Here is a 20,870-nt window from a genome sequence, read left to right as displayed (position 1 = left end):
TGGCGGTGATAATGCCTCTCGATCCTTGGCGAAATAAGGACTTTACCGGTTTAGTACCGGCTGTCAGAGTGCGGAACCAGCCATCCCCCTCGTGCTCATCCGTCCCTGAACGGAGCTGGTGAAGATGAACCACCGCACGAAGATCGCCGGATCCCTCCTCGCCGCCGCACTGCTGGCCGCGGGCTGTACCGGGAGCGGAGGCACGTCGAAGGGCGCGGACGCCGAGGCCCCCGACGACCCGGCCAAGGTGTCCGGCACGATCAAGGTCCTCACGCACCGGACCGACCTCGTGCAGGACGGCACGATGAAGAAATACGCGGCCGAATTCAACAAGACCTATCCGAAGGTCAAGGTCGAGTTCGACGCCCTCACGGACTACGAGGGCGAGGTCAAGATCCGGATGAACACCGAGAACTACGGCGATGTGCTGATGATCCCCGCCGTGATCAAGAAGAACGACTACCCCAGGTTCTTCGCGTCCCTCGGCGCGAAGACCGACCGCGCGAAGAAGTACCTGTTCACCGACTTCACCACGGTCGACGGCAAGGTCTACGGGCAGAGCCCGATGGGGGCCCTGCCCGGCTTCCTCTACAACAAGCGGGTCTGGGAGGAGGCCGGGATCACCGACTGGCCCACCACACCGGCCGAGTTCGTCGCCGGTCTCAAGGCCGTCAAGGCGAAGACCGACGCGATCCCGTACTACACGAACTTCAAGGACATGTGGCCGCTGACGCAGTGGACGTACATGGACGGCGCGGTCAGCTGCGATCCGCAGGCGACGTCCCGCCTCGCCGAGGGCGACCCGTGGGCGAAGGGCGAGGACCTGCGCGTCGCCGACACCCTGCTGTACGACATCGTGCGCGGCGGGCTGATCGAGAAGGACCCGACGACCACCAACTGGGAAGGCTCGAAGCCCAAGCTGGCCAAGGGTGACATCGCCACGATGTGGCTCGGTTCCTGGGCGATCACCCAGTTCCGGGCGGCGGCGCAGCAGGCCGGCGCGAACCCGGACGACATCGGCTTCATGCCCTTCCCGGCCCAGCGGGACGGGACGTTCTGCGCGACCATGTCGCCCGACTACAACCAGGCCGTCAACATCAACTCCGACCACAAGGCGGCGGCCCGCGCCTGGATCGACTGGTTCACCGACAAGTCCGGTTACGCGGCCGACAACCTGACCCTCTCCCCGGTCAAGGGCGCCCCGCTGCCCGAGGTGCTCCAGCCGTACACGGACAAGGGCGTGAAGCTCATCGAGCTGGACGACGCGAAGGGCGCGGAGGTCAAGGAGATCGACAACCGGTCGGAGGTGGGCCTCTACAAGCCGGACTACCGCCAGGACCTCGTCGACCTCGCCCGCGGCGCCAGGAAGGGCAGCCTCGACGACTTCCTCGGCGACCTCGGCGAGCGCTGGGAAGAGGCACGGAAGTCCACGGGGTCCTGATGACGGACACGACCGAGAAGGCGGCGCGGCCGAAGGAGGCCGCTGTCGCCGGCCGCCCGGCGCGCTCCCGTGCCCCGCGCCGGCTGCGTCTGCGGCGGGGCCTCACCCCGTGGCTGTTCCTCGCCGCCCCGCTGGTCCTGCTGATCACGTTCACGTACGCGCCGGTCGCCAACATGGTCGCGTACAGCTTCACCGACTGGGACGGCGTCAGCCCCGAGCTGAGCTGGACGGGCGCCGGGAACTACGTCGAACTCTTCACCCGCCCCGAGCTGTTCGAGGTCTTCTTCGTCAGCGGCTACTACCTGGCCGCGTCCGCCGTGCAGATCGTCGTCGCGCTCTACTTCGCGACCGTGCTGAGCTTCAACGTGCGCTTCCGGAACTTCTTCAAGGGCGTGCTCTTCTTCCCGTACCTGATCAACGGGGTGGCGATCGGCTTCGTCTTCCTCTACTTCTTCCAGGACGGCGGCACCCTCGACTCGGTCCTGGGCCTGCTCGGTGTCCACTCCGACCGTGCCTGGCTGGGCACCCCGGTCTCCGCGAACGTCTCCCTGGCCGGGGTCTCCGTCTGGCGCTACCTGGGCCTGAACTTCGTCCTGTTCCTCGGCGCGATCCAGGCCGTCCCGGGAGAGCTGTACGAGGCCGCCGAGCTGGACGGGGCGAACCGCTGGCACCAGTTCCGGTACATCATCGCGCCCGGGATCAGGCCCGTACTCAGCCTGACCGTCATCCTCTCCATCTCCGGCTCGCTGTCCGCCTTCGAGGTGCCGTTCATCATGACCGGCGGCGCGACCGGCACGGAGACCTTCGTGATCCAGACGGTGAAGCTGGCCTTCCAGTTCAACAAGACGGGGCTGGCCTCGGCGGCCGCGGTCGTCCTGCTCCTGATCATCCTGGCGGTGACCTGGGTCCAGCGGCGCCTCGTCCCGGACGACAAGGTGGATCTCGTATGAGCCGTATGCCCCGCGTCTCGCGCGGTGGGGTCGCCCGGACCCTCACCTATCTGTCGCTGATCGCCGCGAGCGTGGTCGTTCTGCTGCCGCTCCTCGTCGTTCTGCTGACCTCCCTCAAGTCGGAAAAGGAGATGGCGGACGACAGCGGGGCGCTGCAACTCCCCGACGACCCGCTGAACTTCGACAACTACGTGACGGCCTTCCAGGACGGCCGGATGCTCTCCGCGTTCGGGAACACCGCGTTCATCCTGCTCTTCTCCGTCACCGGCACGGTGATCATCGGATCGATGGCGGCCTACGCGATCGACCGCTACACCTTCCGCTTCAGGAAGCTGGTCGTCGCACTGTTCCTGGTCGCCACGCTCGTACCCGGGGTCACCACCCAGGTGGCGACCTTCCAGATCGTCGACAGCTTCGGCATGTTCGACAGCCGCTGGGCGCCGATCGTGCTCTACATGGGCACGGACATCGTCTCGATCTACATCTTCCTGCAGTTCGTCCGGTCGATCCCCGTCTCGCTCGACGAGTCCGCCCGGCTCGACGGCGCGAACGCCTTCACGATCTACCGGAAGATCATCCTGCCGCTGCTGAAGCCCGCGATCGCGACGGTGGTCATCGTGAAGGGGATCACCGTCTACAACGACTTCTACATCCCGTTCCTCTACATGCCGTCCGAGGATCTTGGCGTGATCTCAACGTCCCTGTTCCGCTTCAAGGGCCCGTTCGGAGCACATTGGGAGAACATCTCGGCAGGAGCGGTCCTGGTCATCCTCCCCACGCTGCTGGTGTTCCTGTTCCTCCAGCGCTACATCTACAACGGCTTCACGAGGGGCGCGACGAAGTAAGCCCCGCAAGGGGCGCGGGGAACTGCGCGACCGGCCACGACGCACGGTCGGTCGCAAACCCTCCGCACCACCCCCGGCGAGAGGCGCTCCAGAGAAGGCCGGACCTACTCCTTGGTCTTGGCCTTCACCGCCAGCGCAGCAACAAGCACAGGCGTCACCTGCGCAACCTGCCAAGCGCGAGCCCCGTACCCCGCAAGCGCAGCCGCGACGGACGCCGCGTCCGGAGCGGCCGGCGGCTCCCAGCAGACCCGCCGAACCGTGTCCGGAGTGATCAGGTTCTCCTGCGGCATGCTGAGCGTCTCCGCCAGCGCGGACACCGCGGCCCGCGCCGCCGACAGCCGCGCCGCGGCGGCCGGATCCTTCTCGGCCCAGGCGCGCGGCGGAGGCGGCCCGGCCAGCGGCTGCCCCGGCTGCGGCAGCTCGGCGTCGGGGAGCTCCTTCGCCCGGTCCACGGCCGCCTGCCACTGATCCAGCTGACGCCGGCCCATACGGTGCCCGAAGCCGTTCAGCGCGGCGAGCGCGTGCACGTTGGCCGGTACGGCCAGCGCGGCCTCGACGATCGCCCCGTCGCCGAGGATCTTGCCCGGCGAGATGTCCCGGCGGCGCGCCGCCCGGTCCCGGGTCTCCCACAGCTCCCGTACGACGGCCATCTGCCGGCGGCGGCGCACCTTGTGCATGCCCGACGTACGGCGCCACGGGTCCTTGCGGGGCTCCGGCGGGGGCGCCGAGGCGATCGCGTCGAACTCCTCGCGGGCCCACTCCAGCTTGCCCTGCCGGTCGAGCTCCTTCTCCAGCGCGTCCCGCAGGTCGACGAGCAGCTCCACGTCGAGCGCGGCATAGCGCAGCCACGGCTCGGGCAGCGGGCGGGTCGACCAGTCGACGGCCGAGTGCCCCTTCTCCAGTACGAAGCCCAGGACGCCCTCGACCATCGCGCCGAGCCCGACCCGCGGGAACCCGGCGAGCCGGCCGGCCAGCTCGGTGTCGAACAGGCGGCTGGGGACCATACCTATCTCCCGCAGACACGGCAGATCCTGGGTGGCCGCGTGCAGCACCCACTCGACCCCGGAGAGCGCCTCGCCCAGGCCGGACAGGTCGGGGCAGGCGACGGGGTCGATGAGCGCGGTACCGGCCCCCTCGCGGCGCAGCTGCACCAGATACGCGCGCTGGCCGTAGCGGTAGCCGGACGCGCGCTCGGCGTCGACGGCGACGGGGCCGGTGCCGGCCGCGAACGCGGCGATCGTCTCGGCGAGGGCGTCCTCGTCGGTGATCACCGGCGGAATTCCGTCGCGGGGCTCCAGCAAAGGGATCGGCGCCGGTTCGACGTCGTCCGGAGGAGCGCCTCCGGTGGTTCGCAGTGAACTGTCTGCTGCGGTCTCTTGGGCGTCGGTCACCTGTCAAGGGTATCTGTGTATGACAGACGCCCGTCGACGGAACGTTCCGTCGACGGGCGTCAGAGGGTCGTAAACCAGTCAGGTCGGTGAATCCTGCATCGGTCGAGCTTCCTGGTCCGTGCGAAGGGGATGATCCGGTTCAGGCGGAGGGGACGGTTCAGGCGGGGGTCAGTGGATGATTCCCGTGCGCAGGGCCACCGCTACCATGCCGGCGCGGTCACCCGTGCCGAGCTTGCGGGCGATGCGGGCGAGGTGGCTCTTGACGGTCAGCGCGGACAGGCCCATCGAGACGCCGATGGCCTTGTTCGACTGGCCCTCCGCCACCAGTCGGAGCACCTCGACCTCACGGCCGGACAGCTCGCGGTAGCCGCCCGGGTGGCTCGGGGAACCCGGGGGGCGGCGGTGCATACGGGCGGCGGCCGAGCCGATGGGGGCGACGCCCGGCCGGGTGGGAAGCCCGACGTTCGTACGGGTGCCGGTGACGACATAGCCCTTGACGCCGCCCGCGAGGGCGTTGCGTACGGCGCCGATGTCGTCGGCGGCGGACAGGGCCAGGCCGTTCGGCCAGCCCGCGGCACGGGTTTCGGACAGGAGGGTGAGGCCGGAGCCGTCGGGGAGATGGACGTCCGCGACACAGATGTCGCGGGGGTTGCCGATGCGGGGACGAGCCTCCGCGACGGACGAAGCCTCGATCACGTCGCGAACACCGAGCGCCCACAGATGGCGGGTGACGGTGGACCGCACACGGGGGTCGGCCACGACCACCATCGCGGTCGGCTTGTTCGGGCGGTAGGCGACCAGGCTTGCGGGCTGCTCAAGGAGAACGGACACCAGGCCTCCTGGGGTGCGGGAAGGGGGACCGGCTGTGGGGATGAAGCCGGGACGAACCGTGCTTTCAAGGTCACAGAGGTCTTCGGCATCAAACCCGTCCGCCTTTAGAGAATGATCACGATTTGGTGAGTAATAATGCGTGCAATTCGGACGCACGATCGATCATCCGAAGATCGAAACGAGTCCGCTCCGCTTCGATACGAGGCCGAAAGTGGTCGTATCGATAAAAGGGCAAACGTGTTTTCGTGCAGGCCGCAGGTGGTTCGGGGGTGCGTGAGGTGGCCGCGGGGGCGCGATCGGGACACTCGCGCGGCACGCCACCCTCTTTCGGGGCCCCGGGAGGGGGAGAGGCGACGGACGGTTGACGCCAACCCTCCCGACACAAGACGGAAGCCGCGCCCCCTGAGGAGACACGGCTTCGGAAAGGCGCCCCGTCAAGGGGCGCGGGGAACTGCGCGACCAGCCACGACGCACCCGCGGACGGCATCCGGGCCGTCCGGCGAGGGCTGGGACAAGCGGGGGGGGCTAAGGCAAAGCGCCTAGCGGCTCTGCGGCCCCCGCCGCTGCGGCAGCGTCACCACGGACGCATCGCCCGGCGCGGCCGGCGGCAGCCCGGCGATCTGCGCGAGCAGGTCGCACCAGGAGGCCAGATGCGACGCCGTGTCCGGAACCCCGCCCAGACCCTCCCGCGGAGTCCAGGACGCCCGGATCTCGATCTGGGAGGCCGAGGGCCGCTCCGACAGACCGCCGAAGTAGTGCGAGCTGGCCCGCGTGACGGTCCCGCTGGGCTCGCCGTACGACAGCCCGCGGGCCTTGAGCGCACCCGTCAGCCACGACCAGCAGACATCGGGGAGCAGCGGATCGGAGGCCATCTCAGGCTCCAGCTCCGCACGGACCAGCGTCACCATGCGGAACGAGCCCTGCCAGGCGTCGTGCCCGGCCGGATCGTGCAGCAGGATCAGCCGGCCGTCCGCCAGATCCTCGTCACCGTCGACGACGGCTGCTTCCAGCGCGTACGCGAACGGCGCGAGCCGTCGCGGTGCCTTCGTCGGATCGATCTCGATCTGCGGCCGCAACCGCGCGGCCCTCAACGCATCGACGGCGGCTCGAAAAGGCAGCGGAGCCGCCTCCATCGCATCCCGCTCCCCCTCCTTCGGGTCGTCCATTCCAGCGCCGTCCGACAGTCGTCCCTGAGCCGCAGCCATGCGGGGAAGATTAAGGGGCACGGAGCCTTTGCGCAGGGAGAGACACCCGTGCGCGGGACCACTGTCCGGATCGCGTTGCCGGAAAGTGCCCCCGAACGCACCGTTTCGCGGTGGTACGTGACGGAGTGCGATGCGAGGCGCCCTCGCGTCGGACCCCGGCTCCCGGTGCCTCCGGGCCGTGCGAGACTTTTCGTCGTGAGCGTCATTGACCGCCCCAAGGGCCAGCAGCCGACCGCGACATACGACTCCGCCTTCCTCAAGGCGTGCAGGCGTGAACCCGTGCCGCACACGCCCGTGTGGTTCATGCGGCAGGCCGGACGCTCACTGCCCGAGTACCTGAAGGTGCGCGAGGGCATCCCCATGCTGGAGTCCTGCATGCGGCCCGAGCTGGTCGCCGAGATCACCCTCCAGCCGGTCCGCCGGCACAAGGTGGACGCGGCGATCTACTTCAGCGACATCGTCGTACCGCTGAAGGCCATCGGTGTCGACCTGGACATCAAGCCCGGTGTGGGCCCCGTCGTCGAGAAGCCGATCCGCACCCGCGCCGACCTCGACCAGCTGCGCGACCTGACGCCGGACGACGTCTGGTACGTCACCGAGGCGATGGGGCTGCTCACCCAGGAACTGGGCCCGACCCCGCTCATCGGTTTCGCGGGCGCGCCGTTCACTCTTGCGAGCTATCTCGTGGAGGGCGGCCCGTCCCGCAACCACGAGCACACCAAGTCGCTCATGTACGGCGACCCGCAGCTCTGGGCCGACCTGCTCGACCGGCTCGCCGACATCACCGCCGCGTTCCTGAAGGTGCAGATCGAGGCGGGCGCCTCCGCCGTCCAGCTCTTCGACTCCTGGGTCGGCGCCCTCGCCCCCGCCGACTACCGGCGCTTGGTGATGCCCGCCTCCGCGAAGGTCTTCCGGGCCATCGAGTCGTACGGCGTTCCGCGCATCCACTTCGGCGTGGGTACGGGGGAACTGCTGGGGCTCATGGGTGAGGCCGGGGCGGACGTCGTCGGCGTCGACTGGCGGGTGCCGCTGGACGAGGCCGCCCGTCGGGTCGGGCCCGGGCGGGCGCTCCAGGGGAACCTGGATCCGGCTGTCCTGTTCGCCCCCACCTCGGTCGTGGAGGAGAAGGCCCAGGAGGTGCTTGACGCTGCCGCCGGGCTTGAAGGGCATGTGTTCAACCTTGGGCACGGGGTGCTGCCGTCCATGAGCCCCGATGCGTTGACGGGGCTCGTCGAGTACGTGCACCGGAGCTCGCAGCGCTGAGGTTCGACCGGGTTCGTCTTCACCTGCGGGCCGGTGGGGGCTTGTCGCGCCGTTCCCCGCGCCCCTAGCGGGGCCCCTGGGGACGGCGCTCACCAGCGGTGGTGGGCCCTTCTGCCCCACAGGAGGCCTCGCGGCTGGGGTGGGGGCGGGGTGCCGCGGCGCAGGGGCCAGGCCAGGAGCATGCCCGTCAGGAAGCCGACCACGTGGGCCACGTACGCGACGGTGCCGGCCTCGGAGACGCCCCTGCCGGACGAGTACACCGCCTGGAGACCGAACCAGAAGCCCAGCACGATCCAGGCGGGCAGCCGCAGCGGCAGGAAGATCAGGAACGGGACCAGGACCCAGACCCTGGCCCGCGGGTAGAGGACCAGATACGCGCCCAGCACCCCGGCGATCGCGCCCGACGCACCGATCAGCGGGTCGGTCGAGTCGGCGTTGACCAGCGCGAAGCCGTAGGCCGCCGCATAGCCGCAGGCCACGTAGAAGAGCGCGTAGCGCATGTGGCCGAGGCGGTCCTCGATGTTGTTGCCGAAGATCAGCAGGAAGAGCATGTTGCCGAGCAGGTGCACCCAGCCGCCGTGCACGAACATCGCGGTGAGGACCGACAGTTGGGGTGACTTGTCGTAGCCGGGCGGGCCGACGGCACAGCCGCGACCGGTGGCGCCCGCCCCCACGTCACCGGTGGGGACCGTCGTCGGGAGCTGTCCGTGGATCAGCTCCCGCGGTATCGCCGCCCACTGCTCCAGGAACGCGTGCAGATGGCACAGCTGCGACAGGTGGGACGCACCGCCGTGGCCGGTGAGCGAACTCGCCACGCCCGGAGTGGCCAGGAAGACCACGAAGTTGGCGGCGATCAGCGCGTACGTCACATAAGGCGTGCGGCGGGCCGGGTTCACGTCATGGACGGGTATGACCACGGATGGATCCTGCCCCCGGTTCAGGGAGTCTGAACGGGGGTGGCGTCGCGTGCGTATGTTTCGGCAACCGCCCGAGCCCCAAGTACCACGTGAGGAACAGGTCATGAACGACCGAGCCACTCAGCCGTTGATCGCCACGCCGGACGGCGAGGCGGAACTCGCCGTGGTACTCAGGCTGTCCTGGGAGGACGTGGCCGCGCTCGGCCAGGAGGCGGGGCGGCTCGCCGCGAGCATGCAGCGGCCCGTGACGCTGGACGAGGCGGCGAGTCATCGGCTGCGGGGGCGGCAGGCGGGGTCGCATGCGCGGCCCGCCGCGTCCGCGTCGGCGTCGGCCATGCCGGCGGGTGCGGGTGTGGCTGCGCCTGCCGCTGTGGGTGGGCCTCAGGTGTCCGCCGTGTCGTCGTTGCCGCGGACGCCGGGGGAGCAGGCTCGGCAGGCCATCGAGAAGATAAACGGGAATGCGCAGGGGGCCTGAGGGGGGCGCTGTTCGGCTGCGTGTCGGCTGACCGCCGGTGGGGGCTTGTCGCGCAGTTCCCCGCGCCCCTGAGGGGGCGGGGGGAACGGTTGTGTGTCGGCCTGCCGCCGGTGGGGGCCGGTCGCGCAGTTCCCCGCGCCCCTGAAAACGGCCCGCGCCCCTCCAGGGTCTTCGGCCCTACTGGGTCGTCCTGCGTACCGCTGTCACCGCCTTGCGGGCCGCTACCAGGATGGGGTCCCAGACCGGGGAGAACGGTGGGGCGTAGCCGAGGTCCAGGGCTGTCATCTGTTCCACCGTCATGCCCGCCGTGAGAGCGACGGCGGCGATGTCCACGCGCTTGGCGGCACCCTCGCGGCCGACGATCTGGACGCCCAGGAGGCGGCCGGTGCGCAGCTCGGCGAGCATCTTCACCGTCATCAGGTCGGCCTTCGGGTAGTAGCCCGCGCTGTTCGTCGACTCGATCGTGACCGCCTCGAAACGCAGCCCCGCCCGGTGCGCGTCCTTCTCGCGCAGGCCCGTACGGGCGATCTCCAGGTCGCAGACCTTGCTCACGGCCGTGCCGACGACACCGGGGAACGTGGCGTAGCCGCCGCCCACGTTCGAGCCGATCACCTGGCCGTGCTTGTTGGCGTGGGTGCCCAGCGCGATGTGGCGCTCGCTGCCGGAGACCAGGTCGAGCACCTCGACGCAGTCGCCGCCCGCCCAGATGCTCTCGTGGCCGCGCACCCGCATGGCCAGGTCCGTCAGCAGCCCCTTGTGGTCGCCCAGCGGCAGCCCCGCGGCCTCGGCGAGCGTGGTCTCCGGCCGGACGCCGATACCGAGGACCACCACGTCCGCCGCGTACTCGCCGTCCTCCGTCGCGACCGCGCGCACCCGCCCGTCGTCACCGGTGAGGATCTTGGTGACCTCGGCGTCGTTCACCATGGTGATGCCCATGCCCTCCATGGCCTCGTGCACCAGGCGGCCCATGTCCGGGTCGAGCGTGGCCATCGGCTCCTTGCCGCGGTTGACGACCGTCACCTCGTACCCGCGGTTGATCAGCGCCTCGGCCATCTCCACACCGATGTAGCCCGCGCCGATCACGACCGCGCGGCGGCCCTCCGTACGGCTCAGCGTGTCGATGAGCGCCTGTCCGTCGTCGAGGGTCTGCACCCCGTGCACCCCGGGGGCGTCGATGCCGGGCAGCGGCGGGCGCACCGGACGGGCGCCCGTCGCGATCACGAGCTTGTCGTACGACGTCCACGTCTCGGCCCCGGAGTCCAGGTCGCGGGAGCGCACCCGGCCGCCGTCGACGTCGAGTTCCGTGACCTCCGTACGCATCCGCAGGTCGATCCCGCGCTCCCGGTGCTCCTCGGGCGAGCGGGCGATCAGCTTGTCCCGTTCGTCGACCTCGCCGCCCACCCAGTACGGGATGCCGCACGCGGAGTAGGAACTGAAGTGTCCCCGCTCGAAAGCGATGATCTCCAATGCGTCGGGGCCCTTCAGCCTGCGTGCCTGGGACGCGGCGGACATGCCCGCCGCGTCCCCTCCGACGACCACCAGACGCTCTTTCGTACGGTTCTCGCGACTCATAGTCATACGAACACGCTACGGCGGTCCGGCATTTCAGTCCCGCTCAGGCTCGCCGTGCGTCGTCGCGGTCGCCGCCGCGGTCGCCGCCGCGCCACGCGGTGTCCGGCCGCGCAGGAAACGCGCCCACAGGAACAGCAGCAGCGCCGCGCCCACCAGGAACGGCAGTACCGCGCCCAGCGCCAGCGCGATCCAGCGGAACATGGTGACGAACGCGTCCCAGCCGCCCCCGAGCGCGTCGGCGAAGCCGGGTTCGTCGTCCTCGGAGGCCTTCTTCACCGGTGTCTCGGACAGCGACAACGTGATCGTGGCCAGGCTCGTACGGTCCTTCAGCGAGGCCTGCCGGGCCAGCAACGCCTCCAGGTCGGCCTGGCGCGTGCTCAACTCGCCCTCCAGGGTGACCACATCGCTCAGCTTGGAGGCCCGGTCCATCAGCTCGCGGATCCGCGCCACGCTCGCCCGCTGCGACGTGATACGGCTCTCCACGTCGACGACCTGCTCGGTGACGTCCTCCGCCTTCGCCTTGAGATCGAGGAGCTTGCCCGAGCCCTCCAGTTCGGTGCGGACCTCCTCGTACTTCTCCGCCGGGATACGCAGGACGACCCGGGAACGCTCGCGGCCCTCGGAGTCCCGGTCCGTGGTCTCGTCGCCGACCATGCCGCCCGCGTTCTCGACCACCGTGCGGGCCTCGGCGAGCGACTTCGGTACGTCCTTGACCTGCACGGTCAGCGAGGCGGTGTGGATGATGTGGGTGGTCGGCCCCGGGGTCGCGGCGGCCTCCTTCCCCTTGGCGCCGCCCGCGCCGCTGTCGCCCGCGCTGCTGTCGGCCGCACCGCCCTCGGCCGCCGCTCCCGCGTCCCGGGCGTCCGAGTCGGCGGCCTTGTTCATGGCCGAGCTGTCGGACCCGCCGTCGTCCGAAGCCGTGCACCCCGTGAGGGCGAGGGCGCCGGAGAGCAACAGCGCGGAGAGGAGCTGTACCGGGCGTACGGAGCGGTACCGGGGCGTGCCGCCGCCCTTGCCGCCGCTCGTGCCACTGCCGTGTGTCCGCATGTCGGTGTACCCCCGAGGTGTCGTGATGAGCGTCGTGACGACTGACGTTCCTTCGACGCCCGAACCCCGCGGGACGTTGGCCGGATCCGGTCCCGAAGAGGTCACGGTCCGGCCTCGTCACGGACACCCCGGTCGTGGCCACCCCGGTCGTGCGCCGGGGCGCCGGGGGTCTGGGGGTCCGGGGGTCCGGGGGACGGCGTACCGGGTCTGGGACAGTGGACGCATGCACGCAGACACACGTACGGGCCCGGGTCACGTCGTCGTCATCGGGGGTGGCATCGCCGGTCTGGCCGCCGCGCACCGGCTGCTGAACGCCGGTGCGCGCGTGACCGTCCTGGAGGCCTCCGACCGGCTCGGCGGCAAGCTGCTGCCGGGTTCGATCGCGGGAGCCCGGGTCGACCTGGGCGCCGAGTCGATGCTCGCGCGGCGGCCCGAGGCGGTCGCGCTGGCCCACGAGGTCGGCCTCGCCGACCGGCTCCGCCCGCCGAACGCGGTGGGCGCCTCGATCTGGACGCGCGGCGCCCTGCGGCCCATGCCCAAGGGACACGTCATGGGCGTCCCCGCGGACGCCGCGGCCCTCACCGGGGTGCTCTCCGACGAAGGCCTGCGCCGCATCGAGCGCGACCGCGAGCTGCCGCGCACGGAGGTCGGCGACGACGTGGCGGTAGGAGCCTTCGTCGCCGAGCGCCTCGGCCGCGAGGTCGTCGACCGTCTCGTCGAGCCGCTGCTCGGCGGGGTCTACGCGGGCGACGCGTACCGCATCTCGATGCGTTCGGCCGTCCCGCAGCTCTTCGAGGCCGCCCGGACGCACGCCTCGCTCACGGAGGGGGTCCGCGAGATCCAGGCGAAGGCCGCGCGCGGTCTGCGGCCGGACCAGCCGGCGGGCCCGGTCTTCATGGGCATCGAGGGCGGCATCGGCCAACTCCCGCTCGCCGTCGCCGAGTCGGTACGGACCCGGGGCGGCGAGATCGTCACGGGCGCCCCGGTCACGGAGCTGCGCCGGGTCACCGGCGACGCGGCCGGCGCCGAACGGCAGGAGGGCTGGCGGGTCGTCACGGGCGACCGGACCCTGGTGGCCGACGCCGTCGTCGTGGCGGTCCCCGCAGGCGCCGCCGCCGCACTGCTCGGCACCGAGGCCCCCGCCGCCGCTGCCGAGCTCGCGGTCGTCGAGTACGCGTCCATGGCGCTGATCACCCTCGCCTACCGCCGCGACGAGGCGGCCCTCCCCGAAGGCAGCGGCTTCCTGGTGCCGCCCGTCGACGGGCGGACCATCAAGGCGTCGACGTTCGCGTCCCAGAAATGGGGCTGGATCGCCGAGGAGAACCCGGACACGGTGGTCCTGCGCACCTCCGTCGGCCGGTACGGCGAGACGGAGATCCTCGGCCGCGACGACGCCGACCTCGTCGACGTGTCCCGGCACGACCTGCGCGAGGCCACCGGCCTCACCGCGCAGCCCCTGGAGACCCGGGTGACCCGCTGGGACGACGGACTGCCCCAGTACCCGGTCGGGCACCACGCGCGCGTGGCCCGCATCCGCGAACACGTCGCGAAGGTGCCGGGGCTCGCGGTGTGCGGAGCGGCGTACGACGGCGTGGGCATCCCGGCCTGCGTCGCGAGCGCGAACGCCGCCGTGGACCGGCTGCGGGGCGACGACCGGCTGACGGACGCCCTGACCGCCCACCCGGTGCAGAGCCTGCACGGCGGAGCGGGAGAATAGCCCCATGAGTGACGACGCCCCCATCACCGGCCCGGCCAGGACCCCGAACGCCGGCAAGAAGGCCAAGGACCTCAACGAGGTCATCCGCTACACCCTCTGGTCCGTGTTCAAACTGCGTGACGTGCTCCCCGAGGACCGCACCGGCTACGCGGACGAGGTGCAGGAGCTGTTCGACCAGCTCGCCGCCAAGGACGTCACGGTCCGCGGCACGTACGACGTCTCCGGGCTGCGCGCCGACGCCGACCTGATGGTCTGGTGGCACGCCGAGACCGCCGACCAGCTGCAGGAGGCGTACAACCTCTTCCGCCGTACGAAGCTGGGGCGCGCGCTGGAGCCGGTCTGGTCGAACATGGCGCTGCACCGGCCGGCGGAGTTCAACCGCTCGCACGTGCCCGCGTTCCTCGCCGACGAGACGCCGCGCGACTACATCAGCGTGTATCCGTTCGTGCGCTCCTACGACTGGTACCTGCTGCCCGACGAGGACCGGCGGCGGATGCTCGCCGACCACGGCAAGATGGCGCGCGGCTACCCGGACGTGCGGGCCAACACGGTCGCCTCCTTCTCGCTGGGCGACTACGAGTGGATTCTCGCCTTCGAGGCGGACGAGCTGTATCGCATCGTGGACCTGATGCGGCACCTTCGGGCGTCGGAGGCGCGCCTGCACGTCCGCGAGGAGGTCCCGTTCTACACGGGCCGCCGAAAGTCCGTGACAGAACTGGTCACGGCCCTGGCCTGACAGCCCCCTAGGGGCAGCCCCCGCTAGGGGGCGCCCCTAGGGGCGCGGGGAACTGCGCGATCAGCCACGGCCGGTCCGCAGACGCGGGGATTCGCCCGACGCCCCCTTCGGGGCGGACCCCCGCAGGGGGTTGTGTGTCGCCTGCGGCCCGGTGGGGGCGGGCCGCGCAGTTCCCCGCGCCCCCAAAGGCCGCCCCTAGCGGGGCGCCTTGAGGGCCGGCTCCTTGTGCGGGCCGCAGGCCGCCCGCGGCCCCGGGACCCGGCCCTCCAAGAGATACGCGTCCACGTGGGCGTTCACGCACGCGTTGGACCCGCCCGCGATCCCGTGCGAGCCGGCCCCCAGCTCCGTGACCAGGGCGGACCCCGACAGCCTCCGGTGCATCTCCACCGCCCCGGCGTACGGCGTCGCCGCGTCCCGTTCCGCCGCGAGGACGAGCGTGGGCGCCAGTTCACCGGGGAGCGTGCGGACGTCGAGCGGCCGTTGCCGCGGCAGCGGCCAGTACGCGCACGGCAGGTTCATCCAGGCGTTGGACCACGTCTCGAAGGGCGCCGTGCGCGCGAGACGTGTGTTGTCGCGGTCCCAGGTGTGGAAGGACCGCGGCCAGGGCGCGTCGTTGCACTCGATCGCCGTGTAGACGGCCTTGCCGTTCTCCTGCTCCTTCACCGAGTCCGGATGCGGCCCCGCCTGCCGGATCAACGGCTTCGGGTCGCCCTTCAGATACGCGGAGAGAGCCTGCGCGCGATGCGGCCAGTAGTCGTCGTAGTACCCGGCCTGCAGGAACGCCCCCTGCAACTGTCCGGGGCCGACCACACCGCCCGCCGGCTCCGCCGCGAGCCGCGCCCGTGCCCGCTCGTAACTGCGCCGCACCTCCTCCGCCGTGCGCCCGAGCCCGTACACCTTGTCGTGCCGGGCCGTCCAGGCGCGGAAGTCGGCCCAGCGGCGTTCGAAGGCGGCCGACTGGTCGAGGTTGTTGCGGTACCAGACCTTCGCCGGGTCGGGGTTCACGGCCGAGTCGAGGACCATCCGGCGCACGTGCGAGGGGAACAGCTCCGCGTACAGGGCCCCGAAGTACGTGCCGTAGGACGCCCCCATGAAGGTCAGCTTCCGCTCGCCCAGGGCCGCGCGCAGGACGTCCAGGTCGCGGGCGTTGTTGACCGAGGTGAAGTGCCTGATCGCACGGCCCGACCGCTCGACGCAGCCCCGCGCGTACGCCTTCGCCCGCGCGACGCGCTCCTTCTTGTACGCCTCCGAGGGGTTCGTCGGCGACTGCGTGGGCCCCTTCAGGAGCAGCTTCGGGTCCTGGCAGGAGATCGGGGCCGAGCGGGCCACCCCGCGCGGGGCGTACCCGACGAGGTCGTACGCCGACGCGATGCGCTTCCACTCCGGGATCATGCCGATCAGCGGGAAGTACATGCCGGACGCGCCGGGGCCGCCCGGGTTGTAGACGAGCGCGCCCTGCCGGGGGACGGACCGCTCGGCGTTCTCGGGGTCCTTGCCGGTCGCCCGCACCCGGCTGACGGTCAGCTCGATCTGCTCGCCGTCGGGGTGCGCGTAGTCGAGCGGGACCTTCACCGTGCCGCACCGCAGGGTGGCCGGGCCGTCCTCGTCCTCGGCACACGTCCCGAAGCGGATGCCGTCGACGGCGGCGCGTTCGGCGGCGACCGCCGTGCCGCGCCGCTCGGCCCAGCCGGACGAGTAGGCCTGGGCGCTTCCCGCGGGCGCGGTGGCGACGACGGCGGTCAGCAGCAGGGATCCGGCCGTTCCCAGGAGGACGGCAGCGCGCATCAGGTTCCCTTCAATACACGTCTCAGTGCACGACAGTAATAAAAGGGATATTTGGTTCGGGTCCCGGCGAAGTAAAGAACCGGCCCGCGGATGTCGGCCCAATGACCCCGATGCGCACCCGGCGTGCGCCGGTGGCGCCCCCCGGGAGACCTGCCCTAGAGATGCGGCTCGCGGTGTCCGAAAGCCGCCCGCAGGTTCGGTTCGCCGACCGCGCGGATGCCGCGCACGGCCACGGTGGTCAGGTACGTACGGTCGTCGCTGTCGGGGTCCGCCCGGTGCGTCAGCGAACTGAGCAGGTGCTGTCCCGCCGGGGACGCCCAGCGGGTGTAGGGGTGCACCTCGATCCGCGCGATGGCCAGACAGCTCATGGTGAGGATGAGGGGCAGCGTGAACCAGACGGCCACCAGCGCCCGCTCGTGCTGCCCTTGAGCGGGCATCAGCAGCGCGACGGCGGCCAGCACCAGCACGGCCGCCGCGGCCGACCGCACCTGTTGCACGGTGCCCGCGACGGTGGTGCGCGCTCCGTCCGGTACGGCGAGGCCGGCCGCGACCAGCCGGTCGGCGAGCACGCGTACGGCCTCCGCGGCGGCGGCGCTCGTGCGGACCGGTGCGATCCGGGACTGTCCGTCGGGGCCTATCGCGCCGAGGACGGAGCGCTCCATCTCGTCCCGGCCACGCGGGTCCACGACGGTCGCCCAGCCGGTGTGGGCGAGCAGCAGACGGCGCTGGCGGGCCATCGACACGAGCGTCAGATCGGCGACCCGGGCGGGGCCGCCCGACAGGAACGCGGCCTCGTAGAGCGTCAGGCCGCGTCCGGCGTGCGTGTGCGTGTCGTCCGCGGCGGCGGCGCGGACCGAGGCCAGGCACAGGCGCGTACAGGCCGTGCCCGCGGCGGCCCAGGCGAGGAGAAGGAGGAGGACCCAGAACATGCCGGATTTCTATGCGACGGAGGACCGGCGGCGCCACGGCTTGTTCACAATTTGGACGAAGCATCGCCATGGTGTGACGTTTCGCGTCGGCGGTACTTCGGTTGCTAGGACTTGTTGTCGCCGCCGTCGGCCCCGTCGTCCGACGGCCGGGCGGTCGCGGCCGGGGGCAGGGAGTAGGTCGGGGCGGGGGTGGCGGGGACGGGGGCACTCGGGGAGGCCTTCGGGCCGGGAGGCGCGGGGGAGTGGGTGAGCGGGGGCGCGCTCGCGGAGGCCGCGTCACGGGCCAGCGCGTCGAAGTCGACCAGCCCGGTCGCCTCCAGGACCGTGATGTGGTCCAGGACCGTGGTGTTCGCGTCGTCGGCGAGGTCCCGGACGAGCGAGTTACGGGTGTTCGCGCGGATCTGGGCGACCAGGCCGAACACCTTGCCGTGCGCGGCGCGGAGGATGTTCGCGAACTGCCGGTCGTACTCCCGGCCCCGCGCCGCGCTCAGCGTGGCGAGCCAGGCGCGCTGCTGTTCGCTGGGCTGGTTGGGCAGTTCGAGGCCGAGCCGCGCGGCCACGCCGCGGACGCGCGCGTCCAGGAACGTATGGCCCTCGACGAGGTGCTCGCCCGCCGTCCGTACGGCCTTGGTGGTGCCGCGGTCCTCGGCCTGCTGTCCGGCGGGCAGCTCCCACAGGCCCGCGAGCCGGACCTTGGTGACGAACTCCCGGTCCTGCGCCGACAGCGGGCCGAAACTCGTCGACACGCTCCCGGCGTTCAGGGTGTCCACGCCCGTGCCCGACCGGTCCGCGTACGACCAGATCGGGAAGGCCAGTGCCACGAGGGTCGTCGTCAGACCCGCGATGATGAGCCCGGTGCCGGTGAACAGTCCGCGGCCGTTGATGGATCGCATGGTGCCTCCTGTTGCGGCACCGCACGTTAGTGCGCTTCTGATAGGGGTTGGCATATTACTTCGTGGTGTACGCCAACTGTGGTTCGGGTTTGGACGAATGAAGTAGGCGGTCCGCACGGGCCGATCGGACCAGTGGGGCTGGTGTTTTCGCAGGCGGGGGCGGTGCGGCGGGCTGCTGCGGGCAGCCGTCCGGGCTCGGCCCGCGCCGGGCCCGTACGGGATTCGCTGTGTGCCGGCTGGGTGCGAGCCCGCGCGGCCCGGTCGTCGCGGGGCGGCGCTGAGCAGGCACGGGGCGCGCGTTCCTGTACACGGAGGGTACGGCTGTCGCCCGGGTGAGCGACGTCACGGGGGACGAGGGCGCTCTACGCCTCCCGTCGACCGGTTCTCAACGCCTCAGCAGCACCCGGCGCGTGGCGCGTACCAGCCGGGCCGCCGGGCGCTGCGACAGCGGCGCCGGGCCCGAACGCTCCAGCCACCAGTCGCTCAGCGCGCGCCGCACGGCCGTGTCCGGCAGACGTCCCTCGAAGAGCAGGTGCTCGGCGAAGTCCAGCGCGTCCCGCCGGTAGCCGTCGGTCATCGGGTGGCCGTGCGCGTACGCCAGGAACGCCTTGCGGTACGTCCCGGCCAGGATCTCCGGCAGCTCAGGGGCGACCTTGGCCACGACGTCGGCCCGCTTGCCCGCCAGCGCGCGCGCCTGCACGGCCAGCCGAGTCCGGTCGAACCCCTCGGGCACGGGCGTCCCGGCAACGAGCGCGGACAGCAGGGCGGCCTGCGCGAGGGCGAGCCGCTGCCGGGCGGGGCCGGTGACCGCCTGGGCCTCGGCGGCCTCGGCGGCCTCGGGCGCCACGACGGCCGTCGGGTCGCCATCGGCCGCCTTCGGGGGCGCGGCGGACTTCTCGACCGTCTCGCGGATCGCGAGCAGTTCGCCTTCCAGCTCGGCGGGCTCGGGGAAGTTCTCGTCGCGTTCGAGGAGCACGCCCGGCGGGCGGACGCGGGAGGCCAGGTCGGCGAGCACGTCGAGGACCGCCGGGGGCACGGCGTGCGCGTGGCTGTCGTGCCAGACGCCGTCCCGTTCGAAACCGCCGGCGACATGGACGTACGCGATGGCCTCGACGGGCAGTTCGTCCAGAGCCTTGGCCGGGTCCTCGCCGCGGTTGACGTGGTTGGTGTGGAGGTTGGCCACGTCGATGAGCAGGCGTACACCGGTGCGGTCGACCAGGTCGTACAGGAACTGGCCCTCGGTCATCTCCTCGCCAGGCCAGCAGATCAGCGCCGCGATGTTCTCCACCGCGAGCGGCACGGGCAGCGCGTCCTGGGCGATCCGGATGTTCTCGCACAGGACGTCGAGCGCGTCCCGGGTGCGGGGGACGGGCAGCAGGTGTCCGGCCTCCAGCAGCGGCGAGGCGGTCAGCGCCCCGCCGGCCCGGACGAACGCGATGTGCTCGGTGACCAGCGGGGAGCCGAGCGCCTCGGCGCGGGCGGCCAGGTCGGCGAGTTTCCCCTCGGCGGGGCGGTCGGCGCCGCCGAGCCCGAGCGACACCCCGTGCGGGACCACGGTCACACCGCGCTCCCGCAACCGCACCAGCGATTCGGGGAGATGCCCGGGGCAGATGTTCTCGGCGACGGCCTCGACCCAGTCGATGCCGGGCATGCGCTCCACGGCCTCGGCGATCTCCGGCCGCCACCCGATTCCCGTACCCAGGTTCCTCATCGTCCCCCTCCTCCGCTCCTCCACCACGACTTCACCAGGACCTTGCGCGTCTCCTTCGACGGACCTGTGTTCCGGCGTGACGGGGTGATGGCCCCGTCAGGCGGGGCCGAACCCATCGGCGGGGACGTTCAGAGCAACATTTGAGGTTCCGGCCGTCACTACGACGTCATTACGACGAGGGAGTGGCGTCCGGGTCCTCGGGGTCGGGGCGGTTGGTGTTGACCGTGCCCGGGGCCCCAGGAGAGGGCCGTGACGTGGTGTTGATGTCACCCGTCGCCTCGGCGGGCGGCGCCGAACTGGGCACCACTCCGGGGACCGGTGCCGCCGGACCGGACGGGCTGGCCGTGGCTCCGACCACCGAGTCGTTGGCGATCGCCTCGAAGTCGACGTTGCCGGTCTTCTCCAGGATCGTGATGTGGTCGAGCACGGTCTGGTTGGCGTCCGAGGCGAGCTGCCGCACCAGCGTGTTGCGCGTCTGGTTCCGTACCGCGCCGATCGCCGGGAAGATCTTGCCGTGGGCGGAGCGCAGCAGGTTCGCCCACACCTTGGGGTAGTCCGCGTCGCTCGCGTTGGTCATCTGCTGCAGCCAGCCCTGCTGCTGCTCGTTCGGCTGGTTCGGCAGCTCGACGCCGAGGTCCCGCGCGACCCCCCGTACCCGCTTGTCGAGGTCGGTGTGGCCGACGATCAGGTGGTCGGCGGCCTCCTTCATCGCGGGACTGGGACTGCGTTCGAGGGCCTGCTGCCCGGCGGGCAGCTCCCACAGACCCGCCAGCCGCACCCGGACGATGAGGTCACGGTCGGTGGCGGTCAGCGGCCCCCACTTCGTCTGTACGGTCCCGGCGGCGAGGTTCGCCGGTCCCGTCCCGGCGCGGTCGGCGTACGACCACACGGGGAACGCGAGGGCGCCGAGCGTTCCGACGAGTGCCACGATGACGAGGGCCGTACCGTTGATACGCCGCACAGGTGCCTCCGGATTTTTACCAACTGGTCGTTGGGAATCTGTACTTGGCCAGCGCCAGAAGATACGTACGGGACGGCGGGCATGTTCAATGGTTCGTGTCGGCTGTGTCACAGAGCTCGCACGGCTGAGCCACAGTCCCGCGCCGCGCCTGCGCCGCGCCGCGCCTGCGCCGCGCCTGCGCCTGTGCCGCAGCCGTACCGC

The 20,870-nt window shown here is 71.3% G+C and carries 18 protein-coding genes; 7 read left to right on the top strand and 11 right to left on the bottom strand.

The window, feature by feature from the left end:
* Positions 1-124: 124 nt before the first annotated feature.
* The 3 genes from J8N05_RS31755 to J8N05_RS31745 are packed head-to-tail and all read left to right on the top strand — an operon-like array spanning position 125 to position 3,236.
* A complete protein-coding gene (locus J8N05_RS31755; RefSeq protein ID WP_210888908.1) occupies positions 125-1,441 on the top strand; it encodes an ABC transporter substrate-binding protein in 1,317 nt (438 codons plus the stop codon).
* Positions 1,441-2,391 carry a carbohydrate ABC transporter permease gene (locus J8N05_RS31750; RefSeq protein ID WP_210888907.1) on the top strand — a complete coding sequence of 317 codons (951 nt, stop codon included), beginning with the start codon at positions 1,441-1,443 and terminating at the stop codon, positions 2,389-2,391. Before J8N05_RS31755 ends, J8N05_RS31750 begins: the two co-directional genes overlap by 1 nt.
* Positions 2,388-3,236 (top strand): carbohydrate ABC transporter permease, encoded by an 849-nt coding sequence (locus tag J8N05_RS31745; RefSeq protein ID WP_210888906.1) that lies wholly within the window; start codon positions 2,388-2,390, stop codon positions 3,234-3,236. Before J8N05_RS31750 ends, J8N05_RS31745 begins: the two co-directional genes overlap by 4 nt.
* Before the next feature lie 104 nt (positions 3,237-3,340).
* Here the strand turns inward: J8N05_RS31745 and J8N05_RS31740 are convergent, their stop codons facing one another.
* From J8N05_RS31740 to J8N05_RS31730, 3 genes are all read right to left on the bottom strand, one after another.
* Positions 3,341-4,627, bottom strand: a complete 1,287-nt coding sequence (locus J8N05_RS31740; RefSeq protein ID WP_210888905.1) for an HRDC domain-containing protein — start codon at positions 4,625-4,627, stop codon at positions 3,341-3,343.
* A 168-nt stretch (positions 4,628-4,795) separates the two neighbouring features.
* On the bottom strand, positions 4,796-5,458 hold the full coding sequence (locus J8N05_RS31735) for a response regulator transcription factor (RefSeq protein ID WP_055514175.1): 663 nt from the start codon (positions 5,456-5,458) through the stop codon (positions 4,796-4,798).
* 539 nt (positions 5,459-5,997) lie between these two features.
* Positions 5,998-6,624: a DUF3000 domain-containing protein gene (locus tag J8N05_RS31730; protein ID WP_210890524.1), complete on the bottom strand. Its 627-nt coding sequence runs from the start codon at positions 6,622-6,624 to the stop codon at positions 5,998-6,000.
* Positions 6,625-6,858: 234 nt separating this feature from the next.
* Here J8N05_RS31730 and hemE point away from each other — a divergent pair, with 234 nt between their 5' ends.
* Complete coding sequence (hemE, locus tag J8N05_RS31725; protein WP_210888904.1) at positions 6,859-7,926, top strand: uroporphyrinogen decarboxylase; 1,068 nt, start codon at positions 6,859-6,861, stop codon at positions 7,924-7,926.
* Positions 7,927-8,015: 89 nt separating this feature from the next.
* On the opposite strand, the gene J8N05_RS31720 is transcribed toward hemE, so the two are convergent.
* Entirely contained in the window at positions 8,016-8,843 is an 828-nt protein-coding gene (locus tag J8N05_RS31720) for a rhomboid family intramembrane serine protease (protein ID WP_210888903.1), read from the bottom strand.
* A gap of 103 nt (positions 8,844-8,946) precedes the next feature.
* On the opposite strand from J8N05_RS31720, the gene J8N05_RS31715 reads away from it, so the two are divergent.
* Positions 8,947-9,318 (top strand): hypothetical protein, encoded by a 372-nt coding sequence (locus tag J8N05_RS31715; RefSeq protein WP_210888901.1) that lies wholly within the window; start codon positions 8,947-8,949, stop codon positions 9,316-9,318.
* Between the two features lie 177 nt (positions 9,319-9,495).
* On the opposite strand, the gene J8N05_RS31710 is transcribed toward J8N05_RS31715, so the two are convergent.
* The gene (locus J8N05_RS31710; RefSeq protein ID WP_210888899.1) at positions 9,496-10,896 is read right to left on the bottom strand and encodes an FAD-dependent oxidoreductase; all 1,401 of its coding nucleotides are present in this window, start codon (positions 10,894-10,896) and stop codon (positions 9,496-9,498) included.
* Between the two features lie 27 nt (positions 10,897-10,923).
* Entirely contained in the window at positions 10,924-11,937 is a 1,014-nt protein-coding gene (locus tag J8N05_RS31705) for a DUF4349 domain-containing protein (RefSeq protein ID WP_210888898.1), read from the bottom strand.
* Between the two features lie 223 nt (positions 11,938-12,160).
* Between J8N05_RS31705 and hemG the strand changes: the two genes are divergently transcribed.
* Together hemG and hemQ are read left to right on the top strand one after the other, a co-directional pair.
* Positions 12,161-13,654: a protoporphyrinogen oxidase gene (hemG, locus tag J8N05_RS31700; protein WP_210888896.1), complete on the top strand. Its 1,494-nt coding sequence runs from the start codon at positions 12,161-12,163 to the stop codon at positions 13,652-13,654.
* Between the two features lie 4 nt (positions 13,655-13,658).
* The gene (hemQ, locus tag J8N05_RS31695; RefSeq protein ID WP_210888894.1) at positions 13,659-14,390 is read left to right on the top strand and encodes a hydrogen peroxide-dependent heme synthase; all 732 of its coding nucleotides are present in this window, start codon (positions 13,659-13,661) and stop codon (positions 14,388-14,390) included.
* A gap of 195 nt (positions 14,391-14,585) precedes the next feature.
* Here the strand turns inward: hemQ and J8N05_RS31690 are convergent, their stop codons facing one another.
* From J8N05_RS31690 to J8N05_RS31670, 5 genes are all read right to left on the bottom strand, one after another.
* Entirely contained in the window at positions 14,586-16,175 is a 1,590-nt protein-coding gene (locus J8N05_RS31690; protein WP_210888892.1) for an alpha/beta hydrolase, read from the bottom strand.
* A 155-nt stretch (positions 16,176-16,330) separates the two neighbouring features.
* On the bottom strand, positions 16,331-17,104 hold the full coding sequence (locus J8N05_RS31685; protein ID WP_210888891.1) for a TIGR04222 domain-containing membrane protein: 774 nt from the start codon (positions 17,102-17,104) through the stop codon (positions 16,331-16,333).
* A 104-nt stretch (positions 17,105-17,208) separates the two neighbouring features.
* Positions 17,209-17,997, bottom strand: a complete 789-nt coding sequence (locus tag J8N05_RS31680) for a DUF4142 domain-containing protein (protein ID WP_210888889.1) — start codon at positions 17,995-17,997, stop codon at positions 17,209-17,211.
* 385 nt (positions 17,998-18,382) lie between these two features.
* The gene (locus tag J8N05_RS31675; protein WP_210888887.1) at positions 18,383-19,708 is read right to left on the bottom strand and encodes a DUF692 domain-containing protein; all 1,326 of its coding nucleotides are present in this window, start codon (positions 19,706-19,708) and stop codon (positions 18,383-18,385) included.
* Positions 19,709-19,877: 169 nt separating this feature from the next.
* Positions 19,878-20,669 (bottom strand): DUF4142 domain-containing protein, encoded by a 792-nt coding sequence (locus tag J8N05_RS31670; RefSeq protein ID WP_210888885.1) that lies wholly within the window; start codon positions 20,667-20,669, stop codon positions 19,878-19,880.
* Between the last annotated feature and the right edge of the window lie 201 nt (positions 20,670-20,870).

It is taken from the genome of Streptomyces liliiviolaceus (assembly GCF_018070025.1).
Lineage (GTDB): Bacteria > Actinomycetota > Actinomycetes > Streptomycetales > Streptomycetaceae > Streptomyces > Streptomyces liliiviolaceus.
This window is presented reverse-complemented; position numbering and strand designations above follow the sequence as displayed.